Genomic DNA, 20559 nt, shown 5'->3' on the forward strand with positions numbered 1-20559 from the left:
GCGCTGCGCGCCGCGCGGGAGGCCGCGCGGCTGGCCGCCGCGCCGGAGCAGGGCAGTGTGCAGGGCGGGGGCGGCGATGCCGTGCTGGCCGGGCAGGCGCGCTTCCTGCTGGCCGCGCTGGGGCAGGGGGCTGTGCCGGAGCGTGCCCCCGCCGCCTATGTGCGCGATCTTTTCGACCAGTATGCCCCCCGCTTCACCGAGGATCTGACGCAGCGCCTGGGCTACCGCACGCCGCAGGCGCTGGCGGCGCTGCTGGTGGCGCAGGGCCTCGCCGCCGATGCCAGCCGTGATGTGCTGGATCTGGGCTGTGGCACCGGCCTGTCCGGCCTCGCCCTGGCGCCTTTCGCGCGGCGGCTGGAGGGGCTGGACCTCTCGCCGCGCATGCTGGCCGAGGCGGCGCGGCTGGGCTGCTACGCCGCCCTGCATGAGGCGGATCTGCTGGATTTCCTGCCCCGCCACCCCGCCGCCTGGGACCTCGTGGCGGCGGCGGATGTGTTGAATTACCTGGGAAATCTCGCCCCCGCCCTGGCCGCCACCGCCGCCGCGCTGCGCCCGGGTGGCCTTGCCGCCTTCAGCATCGAGACGGGCGATCAGGCCCCCTACGCGCTGGGGGAGGGGATGCGCTACCGCCACCACCCGGCGCATCTGCGCGGGCTCTGCGCCGCGGCGGGGCTGGTGGTGCAGGCGGAGGCGGAGGCGGTGCTGCGGCAGGAACGCGGCGTGCCGGTGCCGGGGCTTTTGCTGGTGCTGCGCGCGGGCTGAGGCGCCCACTTTTACCTTCGCTTCATCTTCTTCCCCACAGAGTGAGGCTCTGTCGCCGCCCGTGGTGACATGGCCCGAAACCCCTTCCGGGCCCCTTCACCAGGGCGGGCGGCGCGTAGGATCGCGCCCCGTTCGTTGCGGGCGGGCGCCTTGGAGCGGATCAGCCATGCCATGACGCGCAGGACCCCGATGCCGACCGGTCATCCCTCCACCGGCCATCCCGCCCCCGGCTGACCCATACCCGGCCGACCCGCCCCCCGACGCCTGCCTCTCCCCGAAAAAAAAGTCCGCGCCGAAGGATCGCTCGCCCATGTCCACGCTCGTGCTCGAACTGCGCCAGGGCGACCTCCTGGTCGTCAATGGCGCGCCGCTCCGCTTCCGCAACCGCGCCCGCATCGAGCTGACCAGCCGCGCCCGCTTCCTCTTCGGCAAGCAGATCATGACGCCGGAGGCCGCCAGCACCCCGGCGCGGCGCATCTATTTCGCCATCCAGACCGCCTATATCGGCAATGAGGAGGAGCGCGAGCGTGGCCTGGAGCTGGCGCGCGACCTCGTGGCGGAGTTCCAGCAGGCCACCACCTCCACCATGGTGCGCGACATGCTGGACAGCGCCCTGGCCCTGGCCGAGCAGGATGAATGCTATCAGGCGCTGAAGCTGATCCGCCGCATCATGCAGCATGAGGATGCCGTGCTTCAGGGCAGCCCGCCGACCCTGGACAGCGCCAACCCCGCGCCGGCGCCACGCCCCTCCGGCCCGGCGCCGGGCACGGGGGCGATGGCATGAGCGGAGGCATCGCCAGCTGGGTCACCGCCGAAGCCTCCGGCCTGAACGAAAGCCGCGCCGCCGAAGCGGCGGCCTTCCGCCATGTCTGCGGCTCGCTGCGCGACGCCACGGCCCAGCGCAACCGCGCGAGCCGGGCCGCCGCGGTGCGCAAGACAAAGCGGCTCTGGCATGCGGTGCTCATCGCCGTGGCGCATCCGGAGAGCCCGCTGCCCATGCCGCTGCGCCAGGGGCTGGCCACCCTCGGCACCTCGGTGCTCGCGGAGCTGGACCGGCATGAACCCGACCTCGCCTTTCTGCTCGCCGTCAATGAGCAGATCCTGGCGGGGCTGGCGCCCTATCATTGAGCGGCAGGGCGTTCTTTTTTGAAAAAAAAGAACCAAAAAACTTTTTTTAGTTGGCGTCCCGCATCAGGCCTGAGGCGGGACGCCAAACTGAAAAAATCTTGTTGCTTCTTTTTCTTTAGAAAAAGAACAATCCTTTCTTACCCCGGCTGCCAGGCCAGCCGCCGCAGCAGCCATTCCCGATAGGCCAGCACCGCATCGGCGGCCGGATAGAGCGCGCCCATGGCCGCGCGGGCCTCGGCACCGACCAGGGCGGGCGGTGTTGTCTCCACCGGCTGGCGTGCCTCTTCCTCCTGCCAGCGCAGCGCGGCGCGGCGCCAGAGGGCGACGATATCGGCCGGCGTCAGCCCCGGCAGCATCAGCGCGGCGCGCAGCCGCAGCGCGGCGAATCCGGCCTGCATGGCGGCGATCTGCGCCGGCCGGCCCGGCGTGGCCCCGGCGGCGGGCAGTTCCGGGTGGTCGCGCCGCCCCGGCGTGTCCAGCTCCATCCAGGGCACCAGCCCCATCTGCCGGGCGCGCGATTGCGGCAGGGGGTCGGCCACCGGCATGGCATCGGCCTCGCCCTGGGCGATGGCGGTGGCGGCGGCCTGCCCGGACAGGCCGAAAACCGGCAGGGCCGGGTAGCCCAGCAGATCGAGCGCCAGCAGCGCGGCGGCTTCCGGTGCCTCCGGCCCTGGCAGGGCGAGGCGCAGCGGCTGCCCGGTGCGCGGCCCCGGCGGCAGGCCGCGCCCGGCCAGCACCGCGCCCTGCCAGGAGACGCAGAGCGGCAGCCAGCCTTCCGGCTCGAACTGCGCGCGGCTTTCGCCCACCAGCCGGGCATGGGCGGCGGGGCCGGGCATCACCAGCAGGGTGCGGCCATCGCCGCCTTCCAGCGTGGCGAAGCGGTTGGCGGCGGTGATGCCATCCGGCCCGCCCAGCACGGTGGGGCGCAGCGCCACGGCCTGCGGCAGGCCACGCACCAGCCCCGCCGCCAGATCCCGCGCCCAGAGCGCGGCGGACCCGCCCTCAGGCCCCGGCAGGAGCAGGGTGGCGCTGTCCGGCAGCGGGGTTGAGGCGGAGAGAGGGGGGGCGGAGAGCGGTTGGGCATGGGCTGGCGCCGCCCGCATCCCCGCCCCGGCCAGGGCGGAGAGGGCGGACAGGCGCAGCCAGGCGCGGCGGTCGAGCAGCCTCATCCCGCCTCTCTCGCAGGCGGAAACGGCGGGAAAATGGCAGGCCGCGCGCCGCGCCATGCGCCCTCAGTCGTCGTAGGCGACGAGGGTTTCGACCGGCACGTCCAGGCGCGCGCGGCCATTCAGGAAGGTCAGCTCGATCAGCGCGGCCGCCAGCGGCACCTCGGCCCCAGCCTTGCGCAGCAGGTGGATGCCGGCGGCCATGGTGCCGCCGGTGGCCAGCAGGTCGTCCAGCAGCACCACGCGGTCGCCGGGGCGCACGGCATCGGCCTGCATCTCGATGCGGTCGGTGCCGTATTCGAGGGCATAGTCATAGCCGATCGTCTCGCCCGGCAGCTTGCGCGGCTTGCGCAGCATGATGAAGCCGAGGCCCAGCTCCAGCGCCAGCGGCGCCGCCATCAGGAAGCCGCGGCTCTCGATGCCGGCCAGCAGGGTGGGGCGGTGGGGCTTCACCACATCGGCCAGGCGGTGCATCGCCGCCTTCCAGGCCGGGCCGTGCCGCAGCAGGGTGGAGATGTCATAGAACAGGATGCCCGGCTTCGGGAAATCGGGCACGCCGCGGATATGCGCCTTCAGGTCGAACTCGGCGGCGGCAGGGGCAGGAGAGAGGCCGGTCATCGCGGTCTTTCACAGTCAGGTCGTCAAGCGGAGGGGGAGGCGGGGCACGCCCGCGCCCCTGGATCGGGCCGGACACTAGGCGCCCGGGGCGCGGCCTGCAACGCGCGCCTGCGCATGGCTCGCAGCGCGTGACGTTTGGGCGGGGGCGTTTGGGCGGGTTGGCGCGCCGCGTGCGGCCGGCCGCCGGTTGGGGCTTGGCGAAGCCGGCGGGGCATGCCAGGAGCAGGGCATGTCACGCGTCCTGATCGCCTGGGTGGCCGGCATCGCCGGGCTGCTCGCCTACCTGGTGCTGGTGCTGCGGCTGGGGGACTGGGTGCTGACCCAGCACTGGGCCCTGCAGGTGGCCTATTTCGTGGTGGCCGGCATTGCCTGGGCCTTCCCCATCCGCGCGCTGATGTACTGGGCGGCGCGCCGGCGCGGCTGAGGCAGGGCGCCCGCGGCCCGGAGGCCTCCGGCTGGGGAGAGGGCGGGAGGGGCGGAGCCCCTCCCAGGAGCGTCTCCGCCCGCGCTCAGAAGATGCGGCTGAGCGACACCATGGCGCGGGAGTCACAGAACTTCGTGCCGGCGAAGCACTCGGTCTTGGACAGGTTGGTGTCGTAATAGCCCACCGTCAGGGTGAAGCCGCCGACGATCTCGCGCGAGACGGCCACCGACCAGTTGGCGTAGTCCGGCGCGCCGTAGCGGCTGTTCTTGTCGATCCACTGGTAGCCGTAGCGGCCGGCCAGGGTGAACTCATAGGGCAGGGAGACATCGGCGCCGCCCTCGACATAGGTGGCCGAGCCGGACTGGAAGTAGAAATCCGGCGACCAGGCGACGGTGCCCACCAGCTTCACCGGGTCGACCGTGTAGCTGGCCTTCAGGATGGCCTCGAAGTAGTTGTAATCATAGCTGCCTTCCGGCTTGTCGTAGCCCGGATAGGCATAATAGACGCCGCCCAGGTCGAGGCTGACGCCGGCGACCTCGAAGCGGTAGCCGGCCAGGACGTCGAGCTCCTGCCGGGCATTGCTGCCGGGGAAGGTGACATTGCTGGCGAAGGCGCCGACATAGAACCCGCTCTCATGCTGCACATCGAGGGTGAGCTGGACGGCCGGGCGGTTGCGCGTCTGCGAGATGCCGCGGAACAGGTAGTCGCTGGACAGCGCCGGGGTGGCGGTGATGGTCAGGCCCGCGCTGTCGATGGTGGTCTGCGCAGAGGCTGGCGTGGCCAGAGGCAGAATGCTCAAGGACAAGGCTGCGGCAAGCGCCAGAGGTGACTTCATCGGCAGGTTTCCCTCCAGCCGGGGGCCTCGTGCCCCGCGGTGGTAACCGGTGCCAAAGCAAAATCTGTGCAAGATTCCGGAAGGCTCGCGAAAAAAAATCGCGGAACTGTCAAAATCCCCCTGAACGCAAAAGCCCCGCCTGCGCGGGGCAGGCGGGGCTTTCGTGCTGGCCGGTTCAGTTTGGTCGGAGCGAGAGGATTCGAACCTCCGGCCCCTGCGTCCCGAACACAGTGCTCTACCAGGCTGAGCTACGCTCCGTCGTCCCGGCCAGCGAGCCGTTCGGTCATCCCGTCCGGCTGTGGGGGGGGCGTATAGCCCCGGCGGCGGAGGTCGGCAAGGGTGCCTTTGCAAATTCTGTCGAAGAAAAGCGTCTGCCCCTCTCCGGGCGGGCATGGTCTGATGCGTTCCCCCTGTTCACTCGGATGGAGAATGCGGATGAGGTCGATCCTGCTGGCCGGCGTTCTGGCGGCGGCTGTGGTGCTGCCGGGCGTGGCGGTGTTCGAGGCGGCGCAGGCGCAGGGCGATCCGATCGCCCAGCGCAAGGAGGGGTTGAAGCGCATGGGTGGCCAGATGGAGGCCATCAAGGCGATTCTGGACAAGGGCGAGCCGGTGGCCCCGGTGGCGGCCCGCGCGCAGGAGATGGGGATGTTCTTCGTCGGCCTGCCCACCCTGTTTCCGCCCGGCAGTGACAAGGGCGAGACGCGCGCTTTGCCGGCCGTGTGGTCCGACCGCGATGGTTTCGACAAGGCCATGGCCACGATGGTGACGGCGCTGGGCAAGCTGCGCTCCGCGGCGGATGCGGGCGATGCCTCGGCCACGGCGGCGGCCTTCCGCGAGGCGGGCGGTGCCTGCGGCGCCTGCCACCGCGCTTACCGCGCGCGCTGATTTTTTCAGTTTGGCGTTCCGCCTCCGGCCTGAGGCGGAACGCTGACTGAAAAAAGTTTTTTGGTTCTTTTTTTCAAAAAAGAACCCTTCTGATTTTAAATCTTCCCTACCCGACCTTCCCCACCCCCCAGGCCGCCAGCGCCGCGAGGGCGAGCAGCAGGGCGCCGCGCCAGAGCGGGGCGAAGCGCGGTGCGGCTGTCCCGGCGGGGAGTTTCTTCCAGCCCAGCACCATGGGCCGCACCAGGTCCTGCCCCTTGGCGAAGGCATAGAGCAGCACCACCGCCACATGCACCGCGACCAGCGCCAGGATGATGTTGAAGACGCGGATATGGATGCTGGTCATCAGGTCGCTGACCGCGCCGGGGACGTGGCGGGCGAGCGGCCCCTGGGTGAAGATCTGGTCGTCGGCGAAGAGGCCGCTGATGGCCTGGGTGAGCAGGGTGAGCAGCAGGGCGAGCACCATCCAGCCGCCGGCGGCGTTGTGGCCGATCTCGCGGTCCGGCTCGCGGCGAAAGAGGTGGCGCAGATGGCCGAGTGCTGCGAGGGGCGAGCGCAGGAAATGGCCGAATCGGGCGGTCTCGGAGCCGGCGAAGCCCCAGGCGATGCGGAAGCTCACCAGGGCCAGCAGGGTGAGGCCGCTGGTGACATGCAGGTCCATGCGCCCTGTCTCGGCGGACCACCAGGACAGGCCGACCAGCCCGGCCATGCACCAATGCCCGGCCCGGACCCAGCCATCCCAGACCTTCACGCGGATTTTCGCCTCGCCGGGGGGTGTTTCCGCCATGCCGCACGCTCCTGATTCGCTGAAGGCCACCGTTCCGGCGGTGATGAGAGGCCGCCAGGACACACCCGGCAAGCGGGTTTCGCATCGGGGTGAAAGCGCCCTTGTCCTGCGCCGCGCGCTGCGCCTAGTTACGAATCCATGATGGACCGTAAACGCGCCAGCCTTCTGGCGCTGCTGGGCGTGGCGGGATTCGTCACCCTGGGCAGCGTGGCCTGGTGGCTGGGCCAGCGCCTGCGCCCGGTGGCGGAGACGCTGCCCGCCGCCGCCCTTCGCATGCCGGAGGCGCCGCAGCGCCCGGCCGCCGTGCCGCAGCCGGTGGCGGAGGCCCCGCGCGCGCCGGAGCCGGCCCCGGTGGCCGCCGCCCAACCTGCCTCCACCCAACCTGCCGCCACTCAGCCTGAGCCTGCCGCGCCAGCCGCCCAGGCTCCTGCCGCGCCAGCCCAGCCCGCCCCGGCCCAGGCGGAGGCCCCCGCCGCGCAGCCCGCCCCGGCGGAGACGGCGCCGAGCTTCGATATCGCCCGCATCGGTTCGCGCGGGCAGGCGGTGGTGGCTGGCCGCGCCGCGCCGGGGGCGGAGGTTTCGCTGCAGGATGGCGGCCGGGAACTCGGCCGCGCCCGCGCCGATGCGCGGGGGGAATGGGTCATCCTGCCCTCCGAGCCGCTGGGCCCTGGCGCGCATGAGCTTTCGCTGGAGGCCCAGCAGGGCGGCACGGCGCGGCGCGGCGCTGATACGGTGGTGGTGCTGATCCCCGAGCCGGAGGCGCCGCAGCCCCGCCCGGTGGAAAGCCACGCCGCCCCCGCCCAAAATCAGGGCCAGAACCCAGGCCAGAACCAGCCCCCGGCCACCGAGGCCCGGCCCGGCCCGGCCCCCGCCGCGCCTGGCCCCGTGGCCATCCTGATCCCGGCGCCGGAGAGCCAGGCCGCGCCGCGTCTGCTCCAGGGCGACCCGCCGGCCGCCGCCGGTGGCGGCGTGGCCACGCCGGGCGGCGGCCTCGGCCTCGATATCGTCGAATACGAGGATGACGGCGCCATGCGCTTCGCCGGCCGCGCGCCGGGCGGGGCGGCGGTGCGCGTCTATATCGACCAGAACCATGCCGGCGACACCCGCGCCGACAGCCAGGGCCGCTGGAGCGTGACCCCGGAGGCCACGCCCGAGCCCGGCCTGCACACGCTGCGCGTCGAGCAGATCACCCCGCGCGGGCAGGTGGCGGCGCGTCTGGAACTGCCCTTCCAGCGCGAGGAACTGCCCCTGCCGCCCGGCCCCGGGCGGCTGACCGTGCAGCCGGGCAACAGCCTGTGGCGCATCGCCCGGCGGACCTATGGGCGGGGGGTGCGCTACACCATCATCTACCGCGCCAACCGCGACCAGATCCGCGACCCGGCGCGGATCTATCCAGGGCAGATCTTCACCCTGCCGCCGGGGTGAGGGAAAGGTTCTTCCAGGGGGCGTGCCGCTCTGGGGAGGCTCCGCCTCCCCAAACGAAAAGAAAATTCTCTGGGGAGGCTCCGCCTCCCCAGGCCCCTCCGCCGGGGTAGCAGGGCTACCCCGGACCCCGCCCTCCGTTTGGCGCCAGGGGCGGGCGGGGCGCGGCTTTCCTTTGCCGGCAAGGGTTGTTTGCGACCGCGCGCCAGACCATAAGGATGCATCATGGCGCTCATGCAAAGCCTTCGCATGGTCCTGGCCCCGCCGCATCCGGCAGGCCGGCCCTTCATCCTTGGTGGTGCCGCCGTGGCCGTGGTCGGGGGCCTCGTCGCGGGCCCCTGGCTGTTCTGGCTCGGTGCCGCCTTCACCCTCTTCTGCCTCTACTTCTTCCGCGACCCGGAGCGCGTGACGCCCGACAGGGCCGTCTTCGTCGCCCCCGCGGATGGAAGGGTGGTCAGCGTCGCCCAGGCCGTGCCGCCGGCCGAGCTCGGCCTCGGCCCGGCGCCGCGCTGGCGCGTGGCCATCTTCCTCTCCGTCCTCGACGTGCATGTGAACCGCAGCCCGGCCGCCGGCACCGTCACCCGCATCGCCTACCGCCACGGCAAGTTCCTCAGCGCCAACCTGGACAAGGCCAGCGAGGACAATGAGCGCAACGCCCTCGCCCTGCGCCTGCCGGACGGGCGGGAGATCGCGGTGGTGCAGATCGCCGGCCTCGTCGCCCGCCGCATCCTCTGCGATGTGCGCGAGGGCGATGTGCTGCGCCCGGGCGAGCGCTTCGGCATCATCCGCTTCGGCAGCCGCACCGATCTCTATCTGCCCGAGGGCGTGCTGCCGCTCGTGCAGGAAGGGCAGGTCATGATCGGGGGCGAGACGGTCATCGCCGACCTGGCGCCGCCCGCCTCCTCCGCCAGCACGGCCGAACCCATCCCGGCGGGAAGCCCCGCCTGATGGACCGCCCGCCGCGCCGCTCGCGCTTCCGCTTCTCCCGCCGCCAGCGCCCGCGCTTCCAGGGCCAGTCCTTCAACCGGCTGATCCCGAACATCCTGACGATGCTCGGCCTCTGCGCCGGCCTGCTGGCGATGCGCTTCGCGCTGGAGGAACGGTGGGAGCCGGCGGCGGGGCTCATCATCCTGGCCGGGGCGATCGACGGGCTGGATGGCCGCATCGCCCGCATGCTGAAGGCCACCAGCCGCTTCGGCGCCGAGTTCGACAGCCTGGCGGATTTCCTCTCCTTCGGCGTCGCCCCGGCGATGATCCTCTATCTGTGGACGATGCACGACTATCGCGGCCTGGGCTTCCTGCCCTGCGTGATGTTCGCCGTCTGCATGTCGCTGCGCCTCGCCCGCTTCAACGCGGCGCTGGAGGCGGGGCCGATGCCGCTGCCCGGCCCGCCGCCCAAGCCCGCCTATGCGCAGAGCTTCTTCACCGGCGTGCCGGCCCCGGCCGGGGCGCTGCTCGGCATGTTTCCCGTCTTCGCCTCGCTGGCCTTCGCCGGCTGGGGCTGGACGGGCATGGCGGCGGCGGTGCGCCACCCGCTCTTCGTCGGCCTGCTGCTGACGGGCACGGCGCTGATGCTCGTCTCCACCCTGCCCACCTGGTCGTTCAAGAACTTCAAGGTGCCGCGGCAGGTCATCCTGCCGCTGCTGCTCGGCGTCGGCGCCTATGCGGCGCTGCTGGTGAGCGAGCCCTGGGCGGCGCTGGCGGCGGCGGGGCTGATCTATATCGGCATGCTGCCCTTCTCGCTGCGCTCCTATCTCCGCCTGAAGCGCGAGGCGGAGGAACTGCCCGAGGCCGAGCCGGCACCCGGCCCGGCCGCCGATACAGCCGCGGGCTGAGGCCGTGATGCCCGCCGCCGCCCGCGACGACAGCCGGCCCGCCCCCCTCGGGGTGGTGCCGCTGCCGCTGCCGGGCGGCGGGGTGGGCCATGTCTCGGGCGGGCCTTTCGAAGCCTGCCCCCCCGGCGCCTTCGGCCTCTGCCTGGAGCCGCGCGCGGCCAATGCGGGGCAGGCCGCCCTGCTCCTGCCCATCCCGGATTTTGGCCTGCCGCCCGAGCCGGCCGCCCTGCCGCCCGTGCTGGGCCGCCTGCTGGCGGCGCTGGCGGCGGGGCAGGCGGTGCATATCGGCTGCCGCGCCGGGCTGGGGCGCACCGGCATGGTGCTCGCCTGCCTTGCCCGCCGCTGCGGCGTGGCGGAGGACCCGGTGGCCTGGGTGCGCCGCCATTACCACCCCGGCGCCATCGAGACCCCGGCGCAGGAAAACTTCGCCCGCCACGCGCCGGTCGGCGGGGAGGCCGCCCATGGCTGAACCGCGGCTGCGCGTCGTCTGGCGGCGGGACAGCCTGCCAGCGCTGGGGCGCATCCGCCCCCGCTACGCGCCGCCGCCCGCCCCGGCCAATGACCGCCACCCCCTGCCGCGCTGGGTCGCCGCCACCGTGCTCCACCCCGCCCCGGCGCCGCGCCCGGGCTGGGAGGTGCTGCTGGCCATGGGGATTTTCCTGCTGTTGCTGATGCTGGCGGGATTTAGGTTTTAGGGAAAAGAAGCGTTCTTTTTTGAAAAAAAGAACCAAAAAACTTTTTTCAGTTGGCGTGCCGCCTTGGGCCTCAAGTGGGACGCCAAACGGGAAAAGTCTTTTTGCTTCTTTTTCTTTAGAAAAAGAAGAATCCTTTCCTGAAATTCCCCGGCGCATCCTTCATCTTTCATTCACCCTCCAATCCTAGCCTGAGAAGAATGCACCTCACCGAGACGTGACTCGGGAGGAATCGCCTCTTTCCGTAATGATCATAACCAAAAGGTTGATCTGAACGCGGGTAACGGAACGGATTGGATATGCAGCGCAGCGCGATGGGCCGGCGGGGCTTTCTGGTGGGGATGGGGTCCCTGTTGAGCGCCTGCGCCACCGCGCCCGAGACGGCGCGCCAGGCCCTCGGCACCCCGGCCGAGCAGGTCGCCGCCACCGGCTTCGCCGCCGTGCAGGAGATGGGCGCGCCGCGCGGCGCCGTGGTGGGCTTCGACCCGCATCACGTGCTGACCTGCGCGCATGTCCTCGCCGGCGGGCAGGGCGAGGCGACGCTGCGCCGCGCCGATGGCGTGGAGGTGCGCGCCCGGCTGGTGGCGCGCAGCCCGCGCATGGACCTCGCCGTGCTGCGCGTGCCGGAGGGCTTCCTGGCCGCGCCGCCACTCTCCGGCGCCCGGCTGCCGGCGACGGGGGAGGCGGTGTGGGCCGCCGGTGCCCCGGGCCTCGGCGCCGGCATCGCGCAGGGGCATGTGGAGGCACCGGATGCCGAGATGCCAGGCTTCGGCCGCGGCTTCACCGCGCGCATGCCGGCGCTGATGGGCTATTCCGGCGGGCCGGTGGTGGACCGCGCGGGGCAGCTGCTCGGCCTGACCGCCGCCCTGCCGGACCAGGGCGCCGCCGGGGCGCTGGCCCTGCTCACCGGCGCGGATCTGGACGGGCTGGTGCGCCGGCAGCGGCAGGTCTTCGTTCTCTCCATTCACCGCGCCGGGGCGGAGGCCAGCCGCCTGCTCGGGCGCACAGCCGCGTGAGGTCCCGCGCCCCTTCCTGATTCTCCTGGACAGATTACAGGGCTGTCACGCATCGTCCCGGTAATTCAACCGAGGCGGGAGATGAGGCTGCGCGCCGCGCGGTGGCACCCGTCCCTTCAGGAGGAGGATCTGTCATGAGCATTGCCGGGATTCTGCGTGGCAAGGGCACGCAGGTTGTCTCCGTCGGCCCCGGGGATGACGCGGCGGCGGTCGCGCGCACCCTGGCGCAGCACCGCATCGGCGCGGTGCTGGTGCGCAACACCTCCGGCGCGGTGCTCGGCATCGTCTCGGAACGCGACATCGCCCGCGCCCTGGCCGCGCATGAGGAAGCCACCGCCCGCCTGCTGGCCGAGCATCTGATGACGCGGGTGCTGTACACCATCACCCCCACCACCAGCGTGGCCGAGGCGCTGGCGCTGATGACCGACCGCCGCGTCCGCCATCTGCCGGTGCTGGAGGCGGATGGCAGCCTGGCCGGCATGGTCTCGATCGGCGACCTGGTGAAGGCCCGCATCGCCGAGGCGGAGCAGGAGGCCAGCGACCTGCGCCACTTCGTCACCACCGCCGGGTAACACCGCCAGCAATCCGCCGCGGCGGAAGGGGCCACCTTTTCGTGAGGTGGCCCTTTTGCCGTCCTTTCCCGGAGCGCCAGCACAACCTTTGCCCCGGCGCCACGTTCCTTGCCCAGGGATAACCTGCCCCGTGACAAGGAGCGACCAGCATGAAATTACACGTCATCGGCGCCGCCACCCTGGCCCTGGCCCTGGCGGCATGCGGAACCAATGAGCGCGAGCGGGTGCAGGGCGGCGCGGCCGCCGGCGCCGCCACGGGGGCCGGCGTGGGGGCCCTGGGCGGCCCGGTGGGCGCGGCGGTCGGCGCCGTCATCGGCGGTGGCGCGGGTGCCGTGACGGGCGCCACCACCTCTCCGCGCGATGTCAATCTGGGCCGCCCGCTGTGGCGGGACCCGGAGGTGCGCACCCCGCTGGACGAGAACCACCGCCGCAGCGGCACCCGCCGCGCTGCCCCGGCCAGCAGCACCAGCCGCAGCAACAATGATGGCGCCTATATGGGTGGCGGCATGGTGGTGGAGCCCGGCGGCACCCCGGCCAACCCCGTGCCCTCCGCCACCAACAGCGGCACGCCCGCCCCCGCGACGCCGACCGACCCGGCGCCGCGCACCACCCCGTGACGCCGCGCCCCGTGGCATCCCCGGCCCTGGCCGCGCCCTGGCGCGCCAGGACCGGGGCGGCGATCGCGCGGCGGGCCAGGAGGAGTGGGGAGGGGGCGCGGTGAAGCGCCCCATGCCTCTCTCCCTGCCGCGCCCTGGCTGGGTGAAGGAGTTCCGGGCCTTCATCATGCGCGGCAGCGTGGTGGATCTGGCCGTGGGCATCGTGGTGGGGGCGGCCTTCACCGGCATCGTCAACTCGCTGGTGCAGGACCTCATCAACCCCGTCATCGGGCTGCTGATCGGCGGTGTGGATTTCTCCAACCTCTTCGTGGTGCTGAGCGGGGAGCGCGGCCCCTCGCTGGAGGCCACGCGGCATTCGGGCGCGGCGGTGCTGGCGGTGGGGCAGTTCCTGAACGCCATCCTCCGTTTCCTGATCGTCGCGCTGGCGATCTTCTGGCTGTTGCGGATGCTGACGAGGCTGCGCCTGCGCCACAGCCAGGAGAAGGCCGCCCCGCCCGCGCCGACCACCCAGGAAAAGCTGCTGATGGAAATCCGCGACCTGCTGCGCCAGGGCGGCCCGCCGCGCGGCGCCGCGGAATAGCGTCCTCCCCGTCGCGGCCGGAGGGGCGAGGTGCTATGGAGGCGCCATGCGCTTCAACCACCCCCCTTCGCTCGAGGACATCCAGGACATGGCCGAGACCGCCTTCGCGGCGATCCCGGCCGAGCTGCGCCAGGCCGTGCGCGGCGCCGCCATCCTGGTGGAGGAAGTCCCGGACGAGGAGACGCTGGAGGCGCTCGACCTTCAGCACCCCTGGGAGCTGACGGGCCTCTATCGCGGCACGCCGCTGACGGAGAAGAGCGTCATCGGCGTGCCCACCGAGCCGGACATGATCCTGCTCTATCGCGAGCCGATCCTGGTCGAGTGGATCGAGACGGGCGAGGACCTCTTCCGGCTGGTGCGCAATGTGCTGATCCACGAGATCGCGCATCATTTCGGCTTCTCGGACGAGGATATCGCCCGCCTGGAAGGCGAGGGCTGACTCTTTCCCTGTTGGGCACCGTGCCCGAGGGACATGGGCACGACGCCCCCTGAAAAAGTTTTTTGGTTCTTTTTTTCAAAAAAGAACCCTTTTCTTACCCCTCTTCTTTTTTCTCTCTTTCGGCCTCCGCCAGCAGTCGCTCGACCGCGGCGGGGACGATGGTGGTGGCCGGCCCGTGTTCCGCCGCGTCGAAGAGGTGGGAGCCTAGGCTGGGTTCCAGGTTCAGCTCCAGCGTGCGGGCGCGGCCGCGCAGGGCGGCGACGAAGCCCGCCGCCGGGTAGACCTGCCCCGACGTCCCCACCGAGAGAAACATCCCGCATGCCGCCATCGCATCCTCGATGCGCTCCAGGCCGAGGGGTGTCTCCCCGAACCAGACGATATGCGGCCGCATCCCGCCGGGTTTGCCGCAGGCGGGGCATGGGGTTTGGGTGGAGAGATCCTGATCCCAGGCCGTCACCTGCCCACAATGCAGGCAGCGGGCTTTGCGCAGTTCGCCATGCATGGGCAGCAGGTGGCGGGCGGCGGCGCCGGGCAGGGTGCGGGCGTGCAGGTCGTCCACATTCTGCGTCACCAGCAGGGCGGGGGCGGGCCAGGCGGTGACGAGGCGCGCCAGGGCGTGATGCGCCGCGTTGGGCTGCACGGCGGGTTCGTGCAGCTGGGCGCGGCGCATATTGTAGAAGGCATGGACGCGGGCCGGATCGCGCGCGAAGGCTTCGGGCGTTGCCACATCCTCGATGCGGTGGCGGGCCCAGAGGCCGTTCGGGTCGCGGAAGGTGGCGAGGCCGGATTCGGCGGAGATTCCGGCGCCGGTCAGCACGATCAGGGCGGGTGCGGGCATGGGCCCAGCATGGCGTTCCCTGCCGCCAAAGAAAAGCACGGCCCCTGATGGCGGGGTCCGGGGGGACCCTGTCCCCCCGGCCGAGGGGTCTGGGGAGGCGGAGCCTCCCCAGAGAACAGAAGCGCGGCTTGGAGAGGCGCTTAGTGCTGGTGCCCCCCGCCCTGCGCCCCGGCGGCTTCCACTGCCAGTTCCACGGTGATCTCGCCGCCCCGCTCGAAGACGAGGGTGACGGGCACGCGCTGCCCCTGGGCCATGGCTTCCTTCAGCCCGATCAGCATCAGGTGGTAGCCGCCCGGCGCCAGCTTCACCTCGACGCCGGGGGGCAGGGGAATGCCGCCCTCGACGGGGCGCATGCGCATCACCTCGCCCTCGCGGATATGGGTGTGGATCTCGACGGTGCGGGCGATGGCGGCGCGGGCGCTGACGAGGCGGTCCGGCTGGCTGCCGGTGTTGCGCAGCGCCATGAAGCCGGCGCCGGTGCCACGGGCGATGGCGGCGCGGCTCCAGGGATGGCCGATTTCCACATCCCCCGCCTTGTAGCTGTGCGCGGCGGCGGGGCGGGCAAGGGGTAGCAGGGCCGCGCCCGGCAGGGCGGCGAGCAGCAGGCGGCGGGTCAGGAGGGTGCGCATGGTCTGGCGATCCTTACAGGCGCGCGGCGTGGGGCCGGGCCGGTGCAAACGGGAATGAAAACAACGTGAAAAAAGGATCAGGCCAGGGGGAGCGGTGGTCCGCGCGGACCCTGCGGCGGGCCGCGCGGCGCGGTGGCGGGCGCCCCGGCAAGGCGGGGCAGGGGCGGCGCCGGCCAAAACTGCCAGCGCGGGGCGGACAGCGCCGGCACCGGGGGCAGCGCGGCCTGCGGCGGCGAGGGGCAGGCGGGGCAAAAGCCTGCCTCGGCATGGGGCGCCGGGGCGGTGCCATCCTCCGGGGCATGCCATTGCAGGCCCTCGGGCGTGCAGAGCAGGACGGAAAAAGAATCGCCGGCCGGGCGCAGCATGCGCAGGCAATGCGCGGGCGCCGCCACGCCCTGCCCCAGGAGCAGCAGCGTGAACAGGCCGAGCAGCAGGGCGCGCAGCGGGCGGGTCATTCCGCCACCCTGCCTAAAGCCGCCTCCGCCACTCGGCAATGGGGGAAAATTCCGGGAGGGCGCCGCCCTCCCGGACCCTCCCGCCGGGGGAACAGGGTTCCCCCGGACCCCGCCTTCAGGGGGGGGCGGCCTCACGCGGGGGCAGGGGCGCCCCGGCCGGGGCGGGGGAGGAGAGGGGGTAGTCCACCTCAGCCTCGTAATGCGCCTGTTCCTTGCCCAGGCGGGAGGAAAACAGGCAGAAATGCTCCACCGTCACCGGCTCGGGGCGGAACAGGTTGTGCGCCTGGACGAAGCTGATCAGCTTGTCCGGCGCCGCCCGCTCGGTGCGCGCCAGCGTCACATGCGGGGCGAAGCGCCGCCGCTCCGGCGGCAGCCCGGCCCGCTGGAGTGCCGTTTCCACCTTGGATTGCAGGTGCAGCAGCCGCTCCCCGCGCTCCGCCTTCACATGCAGGGAGTGGATGCGCCCCGCCTTCTCGAAAATGTCGAGGCCCGAGAAGGTGAGCGGAAAGGGGCGGGCGCGGATGCCGGCCAGCGCCTCATCCACCTCATCCGCCTGCCAGCCATCGATCTCACCGATGAAGCGCAGCGTCAGGTGGTAATTCTCCGGCGGCACCCAGCGGGCGCCGGGAATGCCGCCCGCCAGCTCGGCGAACTGGTCGCGCAAGCGCTCGGGCAGGGGCAGGGCAACGAACAGGCGTGGCATGGTGGCTCAACCTCCCTGCACCTTGGACAGAAGCTCCTGCAGGGCCGGAAGCATGCGGCGTGCCACTTCCTCGGCGCCCTGGGGATTGGGGTGGATGCGGTCCGCCTGGTTCAGCGCCGGGTCGCCCGCCACCCCCTCCAGCAGGAAGGGGTAGAAGACGGCCTCCGGATGCGCTCCGGCCAGGCGGTGGAAGGTGGCGGCGAAGTCCCGCCCATACTCGGCGCCCAGATTGGGCGGCGCCAGCATCCCGGCCAGCAGCACCGGCAGCCCGGCCGCCTTCAGCCGCGCCAGGATGTCGGCGAGGTTGGCATAGGTCTCGGCCGGTGGGATGCCGCGCAGCCCGTCATTGCCGCCGAGCGCCACGATCACCGCCTGCGGCCGGTCGGCCAGCGCCCAGTCCAGCCGGGCGCGGCCGCCCGCCGTGGTGTCGCCCGAGACGCCGGCGGCGATGATCCGCACCGGCCGGCCCGCCGCGCGCGCCCGCGCCTCCAGCCGCGCCGGCAGCGCCTCCCCCTGGGCGAGGCCATAGCCGGCGGTGATCGAGTCCCCCAGCATCAGCACGCTGACGGGCGCGGGCTGTCCCCCCGCTGGCTGTCCCTGGGCGTGCGCCGCCGCCGGGAGCGCCAGCCCGAGCGGAAGAAACACTGTGAAACGGAGCAAGGCCCTTCGCACTGCGGCATGGCGGCCATATCTGCGGATCATGCCGGATGACATCAACGCCATGCCTTCTCCCGCTGCGAGCGCCCCCGGAGGGGCAGGACGCGGCACGAACCTGATCGAGGCCCGTGGTCTGACCCTCAAGGTGGCGGCCGCGGGGGGGCAGGTCAACATCCTCCGCGGTGTCGATCTCACCCTGGGGCGGGGGGAGGCGGTGGGGCTGGTCGGCCCCTCCGGCTCCGGCAAGACCTCGCTGCTGATGCTGCTGGCGGGGCTGGAGCGCGCCACATCGGGCCAGCTCAGCGTCGCCGGCCAGGATCTGACGGCGCTGGACGAGGATGGGCTGGCGCGCTTCCGGCGCGACCATCTCGGCATCGTGTTCCAGGCCTTCCACCTCGTGCCGACCATGACGGCGCTGGAGAATGTCGCGGTGCCGCTGGAATTCGCCGGGCGGCGGGATGCCTTCGCCCGCGCGCGCGCCGCGCTGGGCCGCGTCGGCCTCGGCCACCGGCTGGAGCATTATCCGGGCCAGCTCTCGGGCGGCGAGCAGCAGCGCGTGGCCCTGGCCCGCGCCGTGGTGGGCGAGCCCAGCCTGCTGCTGGCCGATGAGCCCACCGGCAATCTGGACCAGGCCACCGGCCAGGCCGTGATGGACCTGCTCTTCGGCCTGCGCGATGAACTCGGCACCACCCTGCTGCTGATCACCCATGACCCGGTGCTGGCGGCGCGCTGTGGCCGGCGGCTGCGCATGGCCGATGGCCTGCTGGCCGAGGTGGCGGCACCATGAGCCCTGAGGGGAGCCCGGCGGGCCTCACCCCCACCCCCGGCGCGCCGCCGGCGGGGATCTCCGCCGGGGCGGGCCCGGCCTCTTTGGGCGCCTGGGCCACGCTGGGGCTCGGCCTGCGCTTCGCCCGGCGCGAATTGCGCGGCGGGCTGCGCGGCCTGCGCATCGTGCTGGCCTGCCTCGCCCTCGGGGTGGCGGCCATCACCGCCGTCGGCACGCTGCGCGCCGCCACCGAGGCGGGGCTGGCCGCCGATGGCGCCCGCATCCTGGGCGGCGATGTGTCCATCCGTATCGCCTCCCTGCCCATGCCGCAGGCGGCGCGGGACTGGATCGCGGCGCGCGGCGCCCGCCTCTCCGAGATCGTCGAGATGCGTGCCATGGCCATCGCCCCCGGCGGCGACCGCCTGCTGGTGGAGCTGAAGGCGGTGGATGGCGCCTACCCGCTGCGGGGCGCGCTGGAACTCGACCCGCCCGCGCCCTCCGGTGCTTCGGCGTCCGGCCTCGCCCCCGGCGAGGTGGCGCTGGACCCGCTGGTGGCGGAGCGCCTGGGCCTGAAGCCGGGGGACCGGCTGCGCCTCGGCGAGGCCAGTTTCCGCCTCGCCGGCCTCGTGCGGGTGGAGCCGGACAAGGTGGCCAGCCCCGCCATCCTCGGCCCGCGCGCCATGATCCCGCTGGCCGACCTGCCGCGCACCGCGCTGATCCAGCCCGGCAGCCTGATCTATTACGAATACCGCGTGGCGCTGCCGCCGGGGGCGGATGTCCCGGCCTTCCTGCGCGCCCTGAAGGCGGGGCCGGATGATGGCAGCTGGCGCATCCGCACCACCACCGACGCCGCGCCGGGGGTCAACCGCTTCCTGGACCGCGCGGCCTCCTTCCTCACCCTGGCGGGGCTGACGGCGCTGCTGGTGGGGGGCATCGGCGTCGCCACCGGGGTGCGCGCCTGGCTGGACCAGCGCGCCCGCACCATCGCCACGCTGCGCTGCCTGGGCGCGCCGGCGCGGGTGATCTTCGTCACCTACCTCATCCAGGTGGCGGCGCTGGCGGCGGCGGGCATCGTCCTCGGCCTCATCGCCGGGCAGGGGCTGACGCTGCTGGCGGCGCAGGCGCTCTCCGGCGCGCTGCCGGTGCCGCCGCGGCTCGGCCTCTACCCGCTGCCGCTGGCCCTGGCCGCCGCCTATGGCGCGCTGACGGCGCTGGCCTTCGCCCTCTGGCCGCTGGCGCGGGCGCGGGAGATCCCGGGCGCCGCGCTGTTCCGCGACACGGTGCAGGCGGCGCGCGCGCGCCCCTCCTGGCGGGTTTGGGCGGCGAATGCGGCGGCGGTGGCGGTGCTGGTGGCGCTGGTGGTGGGCACGGCGGCGCAGCCGGTCTTCGCGCTCGGCTTCTGCGTCGCCGCCGGGGCCACGCTCGGGCTGTTCCGCCTGGGCGCCTGGGGGCTGATGGCGGCCGCGCGCCGCCTGCGTGGCGGTGCCGGGGGGAGGGCGCTGCGGCCGGCGCTGCGGCTTGGCCTCGCCAATCTGCACCGGCCCGGCGCGCCCACGCCGCTGCTGCTGGTGGCGCTGGGCATCGGGCTGACGACGCTCTCCGCCGTCGCCATGATCGAGGGCAATCTGCGCCGCCAGCTCTCCGACCAGCTGCCGGTGGCGGCGCCCAATTTCTATTTCATCGACATCCAGTCCGACCAGGCGGCGCGCTTCGATGCCGCCGCGCGTGCCCTGCCGGGGGTGGCCGATGTCACCCGCGTCCCCTCGCTGCGCGCCCGCGTCGTCGCCGTGAAGGGCGTGCCGGTGGAGCAGATGAGGGTGGCCGAGGACAGCGCCTGGGCGCTGCGCGGCGACCGGGGCCTGACCTATGCCGCGCGCCCGCCCGAGGGCACGCGGCTGGTGGCCGGGCAGTGGTGGCCGGAGGATTACCGCGGCCCGCCGCTGCTCTCCCTCGATGCCCGCATCGCCGAGGGCTGGGGCGTGACGCTGGGCGATGAGGTGACGCTGAACGTGCTGGGCCGCGACCTGCGCTTCCGCATCAGCAGCCTGCGGCGGATCGAGTGGCAGGGGCTGGGGCTGAACTTCGTGCTGGTGGCCTCCCCCGGCCTGCTGGAGGCGGCGCCGCATACCCATATCGCGACCCTGCGCAACGATCCGGCGCAGGACGCCGCCGTGCTGCGGGCGCTGACCGATGCCTTCCCCAATGTCTCCGGCATCCGCGTGCGGGATGCGCTGGAGGCGGTGGCGGGGCTGCTGGAGCGGCTGGGCGTCGCGCTTTCCGCCGTGGCGGGGCTGACGCTGCTGGCCGGCGCCCTGGTGCTGGCCGGGGCCATGGCCGCCACCCAGCACCGCCGCCTGCGCGATGCCGTGGTGCTGAAGGTGGTGGGGGCCACGCGGGCGCAGATCCGCGCCGCCTGGATGGTGGAGTTCGGGCTGGTCGGGCTGACCGCCGGGCTGCTGGCGGCGGCGGCGGGCAGCGCCGCCTCCTGGGCCGTGGCGCGCTTTGTCATGCGGACGGAATGGGTCTTCCTGCCGGGGACGCTGGCGGGCACCATCCTGGGCTGCGTGGCCTTGACCCTGTTTCTGGGCTATGCCGGCACGGCCCTCGCGCTGCGTGCCCGGCCCGCCCCGATGCTGCGCAACGAGTGAGGCCGCCGGATGAAAACCGCTCTGAGGCGCGACCGGTGTCGCTCTTTCTCGTTGAACCAGATTACAGATAGTCCATATATCATACCCA

26 protein-coding genes and 1 tRNA gene are annotated in these 20559 nt (G+C 72.6%); 17 read left to right on the top strand and 10 right to left on the bottom strand.

Annotation, left to right across the window (positions count from 1 at the left end; translation table 11 throughout):
• The 3 genes from NON00_RS14035 to NON00_RS14045 form a co-directional block, all read left to right on the top strand.
• Positions 1 to 762: class I SAM-dependent methyltransferase (locus tag NON00_RS14035; protein ID WP_256022156.1), on the top strand; the 762-nt coding region annotated here is incomplete at its 5' end.
• Between the two features lie 310 nt (positions 763 to 1072).
• On the top strand, positions 1073 to 1546 hold the full coding sequence (locus tag NON00_RS14040) for a flagellar biosynthesis repressor FlbT (RefSeq protein WP_256022159.1): 474 nt from the start codon (positions 1073 to 1075) through the stop codon (positions 1544 to 1546).
• Complete coding sequence (locus NON00_RS14045) at positions 1543 to 1890, top strand: flagellar biosynthesis regulator FlaF (RefSeq protein ID WP_256022162.1); 348 nt, start codon at positions 1543 to 1545, stop codon at positions 1888 to 1890. Before NON00_RS14040 ends, NON00_RS14045 begins: the two co-directional genes overlap by 4 nt.
• A 137-nt stretch (positions 1891 to 2027) precedes the next feature.
• Here NON00_RS14045 and NON00_RS14050 read toward each other — a convergent pair whose 3' ends face one another.
• Both NON00_RS14050 and NON00_RS14055 read right to left on the bottom strand, forming a co-directional pair.
• On the bottom strand, positions 2028 to 3059 hold the full coding sequence (locus tag NON00_RS14050; RefSeq protein WP_256022165.1) for a hypothetical protein: 1032 nt from the start codon (positions 3057 to 3059) through the stop codon (positions 2028 to 2030).
• Positions 3060 to 3122: 63 nt separating this feature from the next.
• Positions 3123 to 3674: an adenine phosphoribosyltransferase gene (locus NON00_RS14055; protein ID WP_256022168.1), complete on the bottom strand. Its 552-nt coding sequence runs from the start codon at positions 3672 to 3674 to the stop codon at positions 3123 to 3125.
• A 229-nt stretch (positions 3675 to 3903) separates the two neighbouring features.
• On the opposite strand from NON00_RS14055, the gene NON00_RS14060 reads away from it, so the two are divergent.
• Positions 3904 to 4098, top strand: coding sequence for a DUF2842 domain-containing protein (locus NON00_RS14060; RefSeq protein ID WP_256022171.1), 195 nt, complete (start codon positions 3904 to 3906; stop codon positions 4096 to 4098).
• An 85-nt stretch (positions 4099 to 4183) separates the two neighbouring features.
• On the opposite strand, the gene NON00_RS14065 is transcribed toward NON00_RS14060, so the two are convergent.
• Both NON00_RS14065 and NON00_RS14070 read right to left on the bottom strand, forming a co-directional pair.
• Complete coding sequence (locus tag NON00_RS14065; protein WP_256022174.1) at positions 4184 to 4933, bottom strand: TorF family putative porin; 750 nt, start codon at positions 4931 to 4933, stop codon at positions 4184 to 4186.
• 181 nt (positions 4934 to 5114) lie between these two features.
• Positions 5115 to 5191 (bottom strand) — tRNA-Pro (locus NON00_RS14070).
• Between the two features lie 177 nt (positions 5192 to 5368).
• Here NON00_RS14070 and NON00_RS14075 point away from each other — a divergent pair.
• On the top strand, positions 5369 to 5818 hold the full coding sequence (locus NON00_RS14075; protein WP_256022177.1) for a cytochrome c: 450 nt from the start codon (positions 5369 to 5371) through the stop codon (positions 5816 to 5818).
• Positions 5819 to 5924: 106 nt separating this feature from the next.
• On the opposite strand, the gene NON00_RS14080 is transcribed toward NON00_RS14075, so the two are convergent.
• The gene (locus NON00_RS14080; RefSeq protein WP_256022180.1) at positions 5925 to 6602 is read right to left on the bottom strand and encodes a cytochrome b/b6 domain-containing protein; all 678 of its coding nucleotides are present in this window, start codon (positions 6600 to 6602) and stop codon (positions 5925 to 5927) included.
• Positions 6603 to 6740: 138 nt separating this feature from the next.
• On the opposite strand from NON00_RS14080, the gene NON00_RS14085 reads away from it, so the two are divergent.
• The 10 genes from NON00_RS14085 to NON00_RS14130 all read left to right on the top strand — a co-directional run bounded on the left by NON00_RS14085 (position 6741) and on the right by NON00_RS14130 (position 13775).
• Positions 6741 to 8027, top strand: coding sequence for a LysM peptidoglycan-binding domain-containing protein (locus NON00_RS14085; RefSeq protein WP_256022183.1), 1287 nt, complete (start codon positions 6741 to 6743; stop codon positions 8025 to 8027).
• Between the two features lie 222 nt (positions 8028 to 8249).
• Complete coding sequence (locus NON00_RS14090) at positions 8250 to 8972, top strand: phosphatidylserine decarboxylase (RefSeq protein WP_256022186.1); 723 nt, start codon at positions 8250 to 8252, stop codon at positions 8970 to 8972.
• Complete coding sequence (locus NON00_RS14095) at positions 8972 to 9859, top strand: phosphatidylcholine/phosphatidylserine synthase (protein WP_256022188.1); 888 nt, start codon at positions 8972 to 8974, stop codon at positions 9857 to 9859. Before NON00_RS14090 ends, NON00_RS14095 begins: the two co-directional genes overlap by 1 nt.
• A gap of 7 nt (positions 9860 to 9866) precedes the next feature.
• Positions 9867 to 10328 (top strand): hypothetical protein, encoded by a 462-nt coding sequence (locus NON00_RS14100; protein WP_256022191.1) that lies wholly within the window; start codon positions 9867 to 9869, stop codon positions 10326 to 10328.
• Positions 10321 to 10554 (top strand): hypothetical protein, encoded by a 234-nt coding sequence (locus tag NON00_RS14105; RefSeq protein ID WP_256022194.1) that lies wholly within the window; start codon positions 10321 to 10323, stop codon positions 10552 to 10554. The genes NON00_RS14100 and NON00_RS14105 overlap by 8 nt, the downstream gene beginning before the upstream one ends.
• 350 nt (positions 10555 to 10904) lie before the next feature.
• Positions 10905 to 11567 (top strand): serine protease, encoded by a 663-nt coding sequence (locus NON00_RS14110; protein ID WP_256022196.1) that lies wholly within the window; start codon positions 10905 to 10907, stop codon positions 11565 to 11567.
• 134 nt (positions 11568 to 11701) lie between these two features.
• The gene (locus NON00_RS14115) at positions 11702 to 12139 is read left to right on the top strand and encodes a CBS domain-containing protein (protein ID WP_256022199.1); all 438 of its coding nucleotides are present in this window, start codon (positions 11702 to 11704) and stop codon (positions 12137 to 12139) included.
• A gap of 149 nt (positions 12140 to 12288) precedes the next feature.
• Complete coding sequence (locus NON00_RS14120; protein WP_256022201.1) at positions 12289 to 12756, top strand: hypothetical protein; 468 nt, start codon at positions 12289 to 12291, stop codon at positions 12754 to 12756.
• A gap of 112 nt (positions 12757 to 12868) precedes the next feature.
• On the top strand, positions 12869 to 13336 hold the full coding sequence (mscL, locus tag NON00_RS14125; protein ID WP_256022204.1) for a large conductance mechanosensitive channel protein MscL: 468 nt from the start codon (positions 12869 to 12871) through the stop codon (positions 13334 to 13336).
• Between the two features lie 46 nt (positions 13337 to 13382).
• Positions 13383 to 13775 (top strand): metallopeptidase family protein, encoded by a 393-nt coding sequence (locus NON00_RS14130; RefSeq protein WP_256022207.1) that lies wholly within the window; start codon positions 13383 to 13385, stop codon positions 13773 to 13775.
• A gap of 94 nt (positions 13776 to 13869) precedes the next feature.
• Here the strand turns inward: NON00_RS14130 and NON00_RS14135 are convergent, their stop codons facing one another.
• The 5 genes from NON00_RS14135 to NON00_RS14155 form a co-directional block, all read right to left on the bottom strand.
• Entirely contained in the window at positions 13870 to 14613 is a 744-nt protein-coding gene (locus tag NON00_RS14135) for an NAD-dependent deacylase (RefSeq protein WP_256022210.1), read from the bottom strand.
• Positions 14614 to 14753: 140 nt separating this feature from the next.
• A complete protein-coding gene (locus NON00_RS14140; RefSeq protein ID WP_256022212.1) occupies positions 14754 to 15242 on the bottom strand; it encodes a copper chaperone PCu(A)C in 489 nt (162 codons plus the stop codon).
• Between the two features lie 77 nt (positions 15243 to 15319).
• The gene (locus NON00_RS14145; RefSeq protein WP_256022216.1) at positions 15320 to 15697 is read right to left on the bottom strand and encodes a hypothetical protein; all 378 of its coding nucleotides are present in this window, start codon (positions 15695 to 15697) and stop codon (positions 15320 to 15322) included.
• A gap of 115 nt (positions 15698 to 15812) precedes the next feature.
• On the bottom strand, positions 15813 to 16400 hold the full coding sequence (gene thpR / locus NON00_RS14150) for an RNA 2',3'-cyclic phosphodiesterase (protein WP_256022219.1): 588 nt from the start codon (positions 16398 to 16400) through the stop codon (positions 15813 to 15815).
• 6 nt (positions 16401 to 16406) lie between these two features.
• Positions 16407 to 17060: an arylesterase gene (locus NON00_RS14155; protein WP_370688719.1), complete on the bottom strand. Its 654-nt coding sequence runs from the start codon at positions 17058 to 17060 to the stop codon at positions 16407 to 16409.
• Positions 17061 to 17121: 61 nt separating this feature from the next.
• Between NON00_RS14155 and NON00_RS14160 the strand changes: the two genes are divergently transcribed.
• Entirely contained in the window at positions 17122 to 17844 is a 723-nt protein-coding gene (locus tag NON00_RS14160) for an ABC transporter ATP-binding protein (RefSeq protein WP_370688720.1), read from the top strand.
• Positions 17841 to 20471, top strand: coding sequence for an ABC transporter permease (locus tag NON00_RS14165; RefSeq protein WP_256022226.1), 2631 nt, complete (start codon positions 17841 to 17843; stop codon positions 20469 to 20471). Before NON00_RS14160 ends, NON00_RS14165 begins: the two co-directional genes overlap by 4 nt.
• Positions 20472 to 20559 lie beyond the last annotated feature (88 nt).

Origin of the sequence: Roseomonas sp. GC11, from assembly GCF_024437745.1 — a bacterium.
In the GTDB taxonomy this organism is placed as follows: domain Bacteria; phylum Pseudomonadota; class Alphaproteobacteria; order Acetobacterales; family Acetobacteraceae; genus Pseudoroseomonas.

Coding starts and splice junctions, on each gene's coding strand:
- NON00_RS14075 (WP_256022177.1), top strand. CDS start 5,369: ATGAGGTCGATCCTGCTGGCCGGCGTTCTGGCGGCGGCTGTGGTGCTG.
- NON00_RS14140 (WP_256022212.1), bottom strand. CDS start 15,242: ATGCGCACCCTCCTGACCCGCCGCCTGCTGCTCGCCGCCCTGCCGGGC.
- NON00_RS14115 (WP_256022199.1), top strand. CDS start 11,702: ATGAGCATTGCCGGGATTCTGCGTGGCAAGGGCACGCAGGTTGTCTCC.
- NON00_RS14055 (WP_256022168.1), bottom strand. CDS start 3,674: ATGACCGGCCTCTCTCCTGCCCCTGCCGCCGCCGAGTTCGACCTGAAG.
- NON00_RS14165 (WP_256022226.1), top strand. CDS start 17,841: ATGAGCCCTGAGGGGAGCCCGGCGGGCCTCACCCCCACCCCCGGCGCG.
- NON00_RS14045 (WP_256022162.1), top strand. CDS start 1,543: ATGAGCGGAGGCATCGCCAGCTGGGTCACCGCCGAAGCCTCCGGCCTG.
- NON00_RS14080 (WP_256022180.1), bottom strand. CDS start 6,602: ATGGCGGAAACACCCCCCGGCGAGGCGAAAATCCGCGTGAAGGTCTGG.
- mscL (WP_256022204.1), top strand. CDS start 12,869: ATGCCTCTCTCCCTGCCGCGCCCTGGCTGGGTGAAGGAGTTCCGGGCC.
- NON00_RS14065 (WP_256022174.1), bottom strand. CDS start 4,933: ATGAAGTCACCTCTGGCGCTTGCCGCAGCCTTGTCCTTGAGCATTCTG.
- NON00_RS14090 (WP_256022186.1), top strand. CDS start 8,250: ATGGCGCTCATGCAAAGCCTTCGCATGGTCCTGGCCCCGCCGCATCCG.
- NON00_RS14085 (WP_256022183.1), top strand. CDS start 6,741: ATGATGGACCGTAAACGCGCCAGCCTTCTGGCGCTGCTGGGCGTGGCG.
- NON00_RS14100 (WP_256022191.1), top strand. CDS start 9,867: ATGCCCGCCGCCGCCCGCGACGACAGCCGGCCCGCCCCCCTCGGGGTG.
- NON00_RS14160 (WP_370688720.1), top strand. CDS start 17,122: ATGCCTTCTCCCGCTGCGAGCGCCCCCGGAGGGGCAGGACGCGGCACG.
- NON00_RS14040 (WP_256022159.1), top strand. CDS start 1,073: ATGTCCACGCTCGTGCTCGAACTGCGCCAGGGCGACCTCCTGGTCGTC.
- thpR (WP_256022219.1), bottom strand. CDS start 16,400: ATGCCACGCCTGTTCGTTGCCCTGCCCCTGCCCGAGCGCTTGCGCGAC.
- NON00_RS14050 (WP_256022165.1), bottom strand. CDS start 3,059: ATGAGGCTGCTCGACCGCCGCGCCTGGCTGCGCCTGTCCGCCCTCTCC.
- NON00_RS14095 (WP_256022188.1), top strand. CDS start 8,972: ATGGACCGCCCGCCGCGCCGCTCGCGCTTCCGCTTCTCCCGCCGCCAG.
- NON00_RS14145 (WP_256022216.1), bottom strand. CDS start 15,697: ATGACCCGCCCGCTGCGCGCCCTGCTGCTCGGCCTGTTCACGCTGCTG.
- NON00_RS14060 (WP_256022171.1), top strand. CDS start 3,904: ATGTCACGCGTCCTGATCGCCTGGGTGGCCGGCATCGCCGGGCTGCTC.
- NON00_RS14135 (WP_256022210.1), bottom strand. CDS start 14,613: ATGCCCGCACCCGCCCTGATCGTGCTGACCGGCGCCGGAATCTCCGCC.
- NON00_RS14120 (WP_256022201.1), top strand. CDS start 12,289: ATGAAATTACACGTCATCGGCGCCGCCACCCTGGCCCTGGCCCTGGCG.
- NON00_RS14105 (WP_256022194.1), top strand. CDS start 10,321: ATGGCTGAACCGCGGCTGCGCGTCGTCTGGCGGCGGGACAGCCTGCCA.
- NON00_RS14130 (WP_256022207.1), top strand. CDS start 13,383: ATGCGCTTCAACCACCCCCCTTCGCTCGAGGACATCCAGGACATGGCC.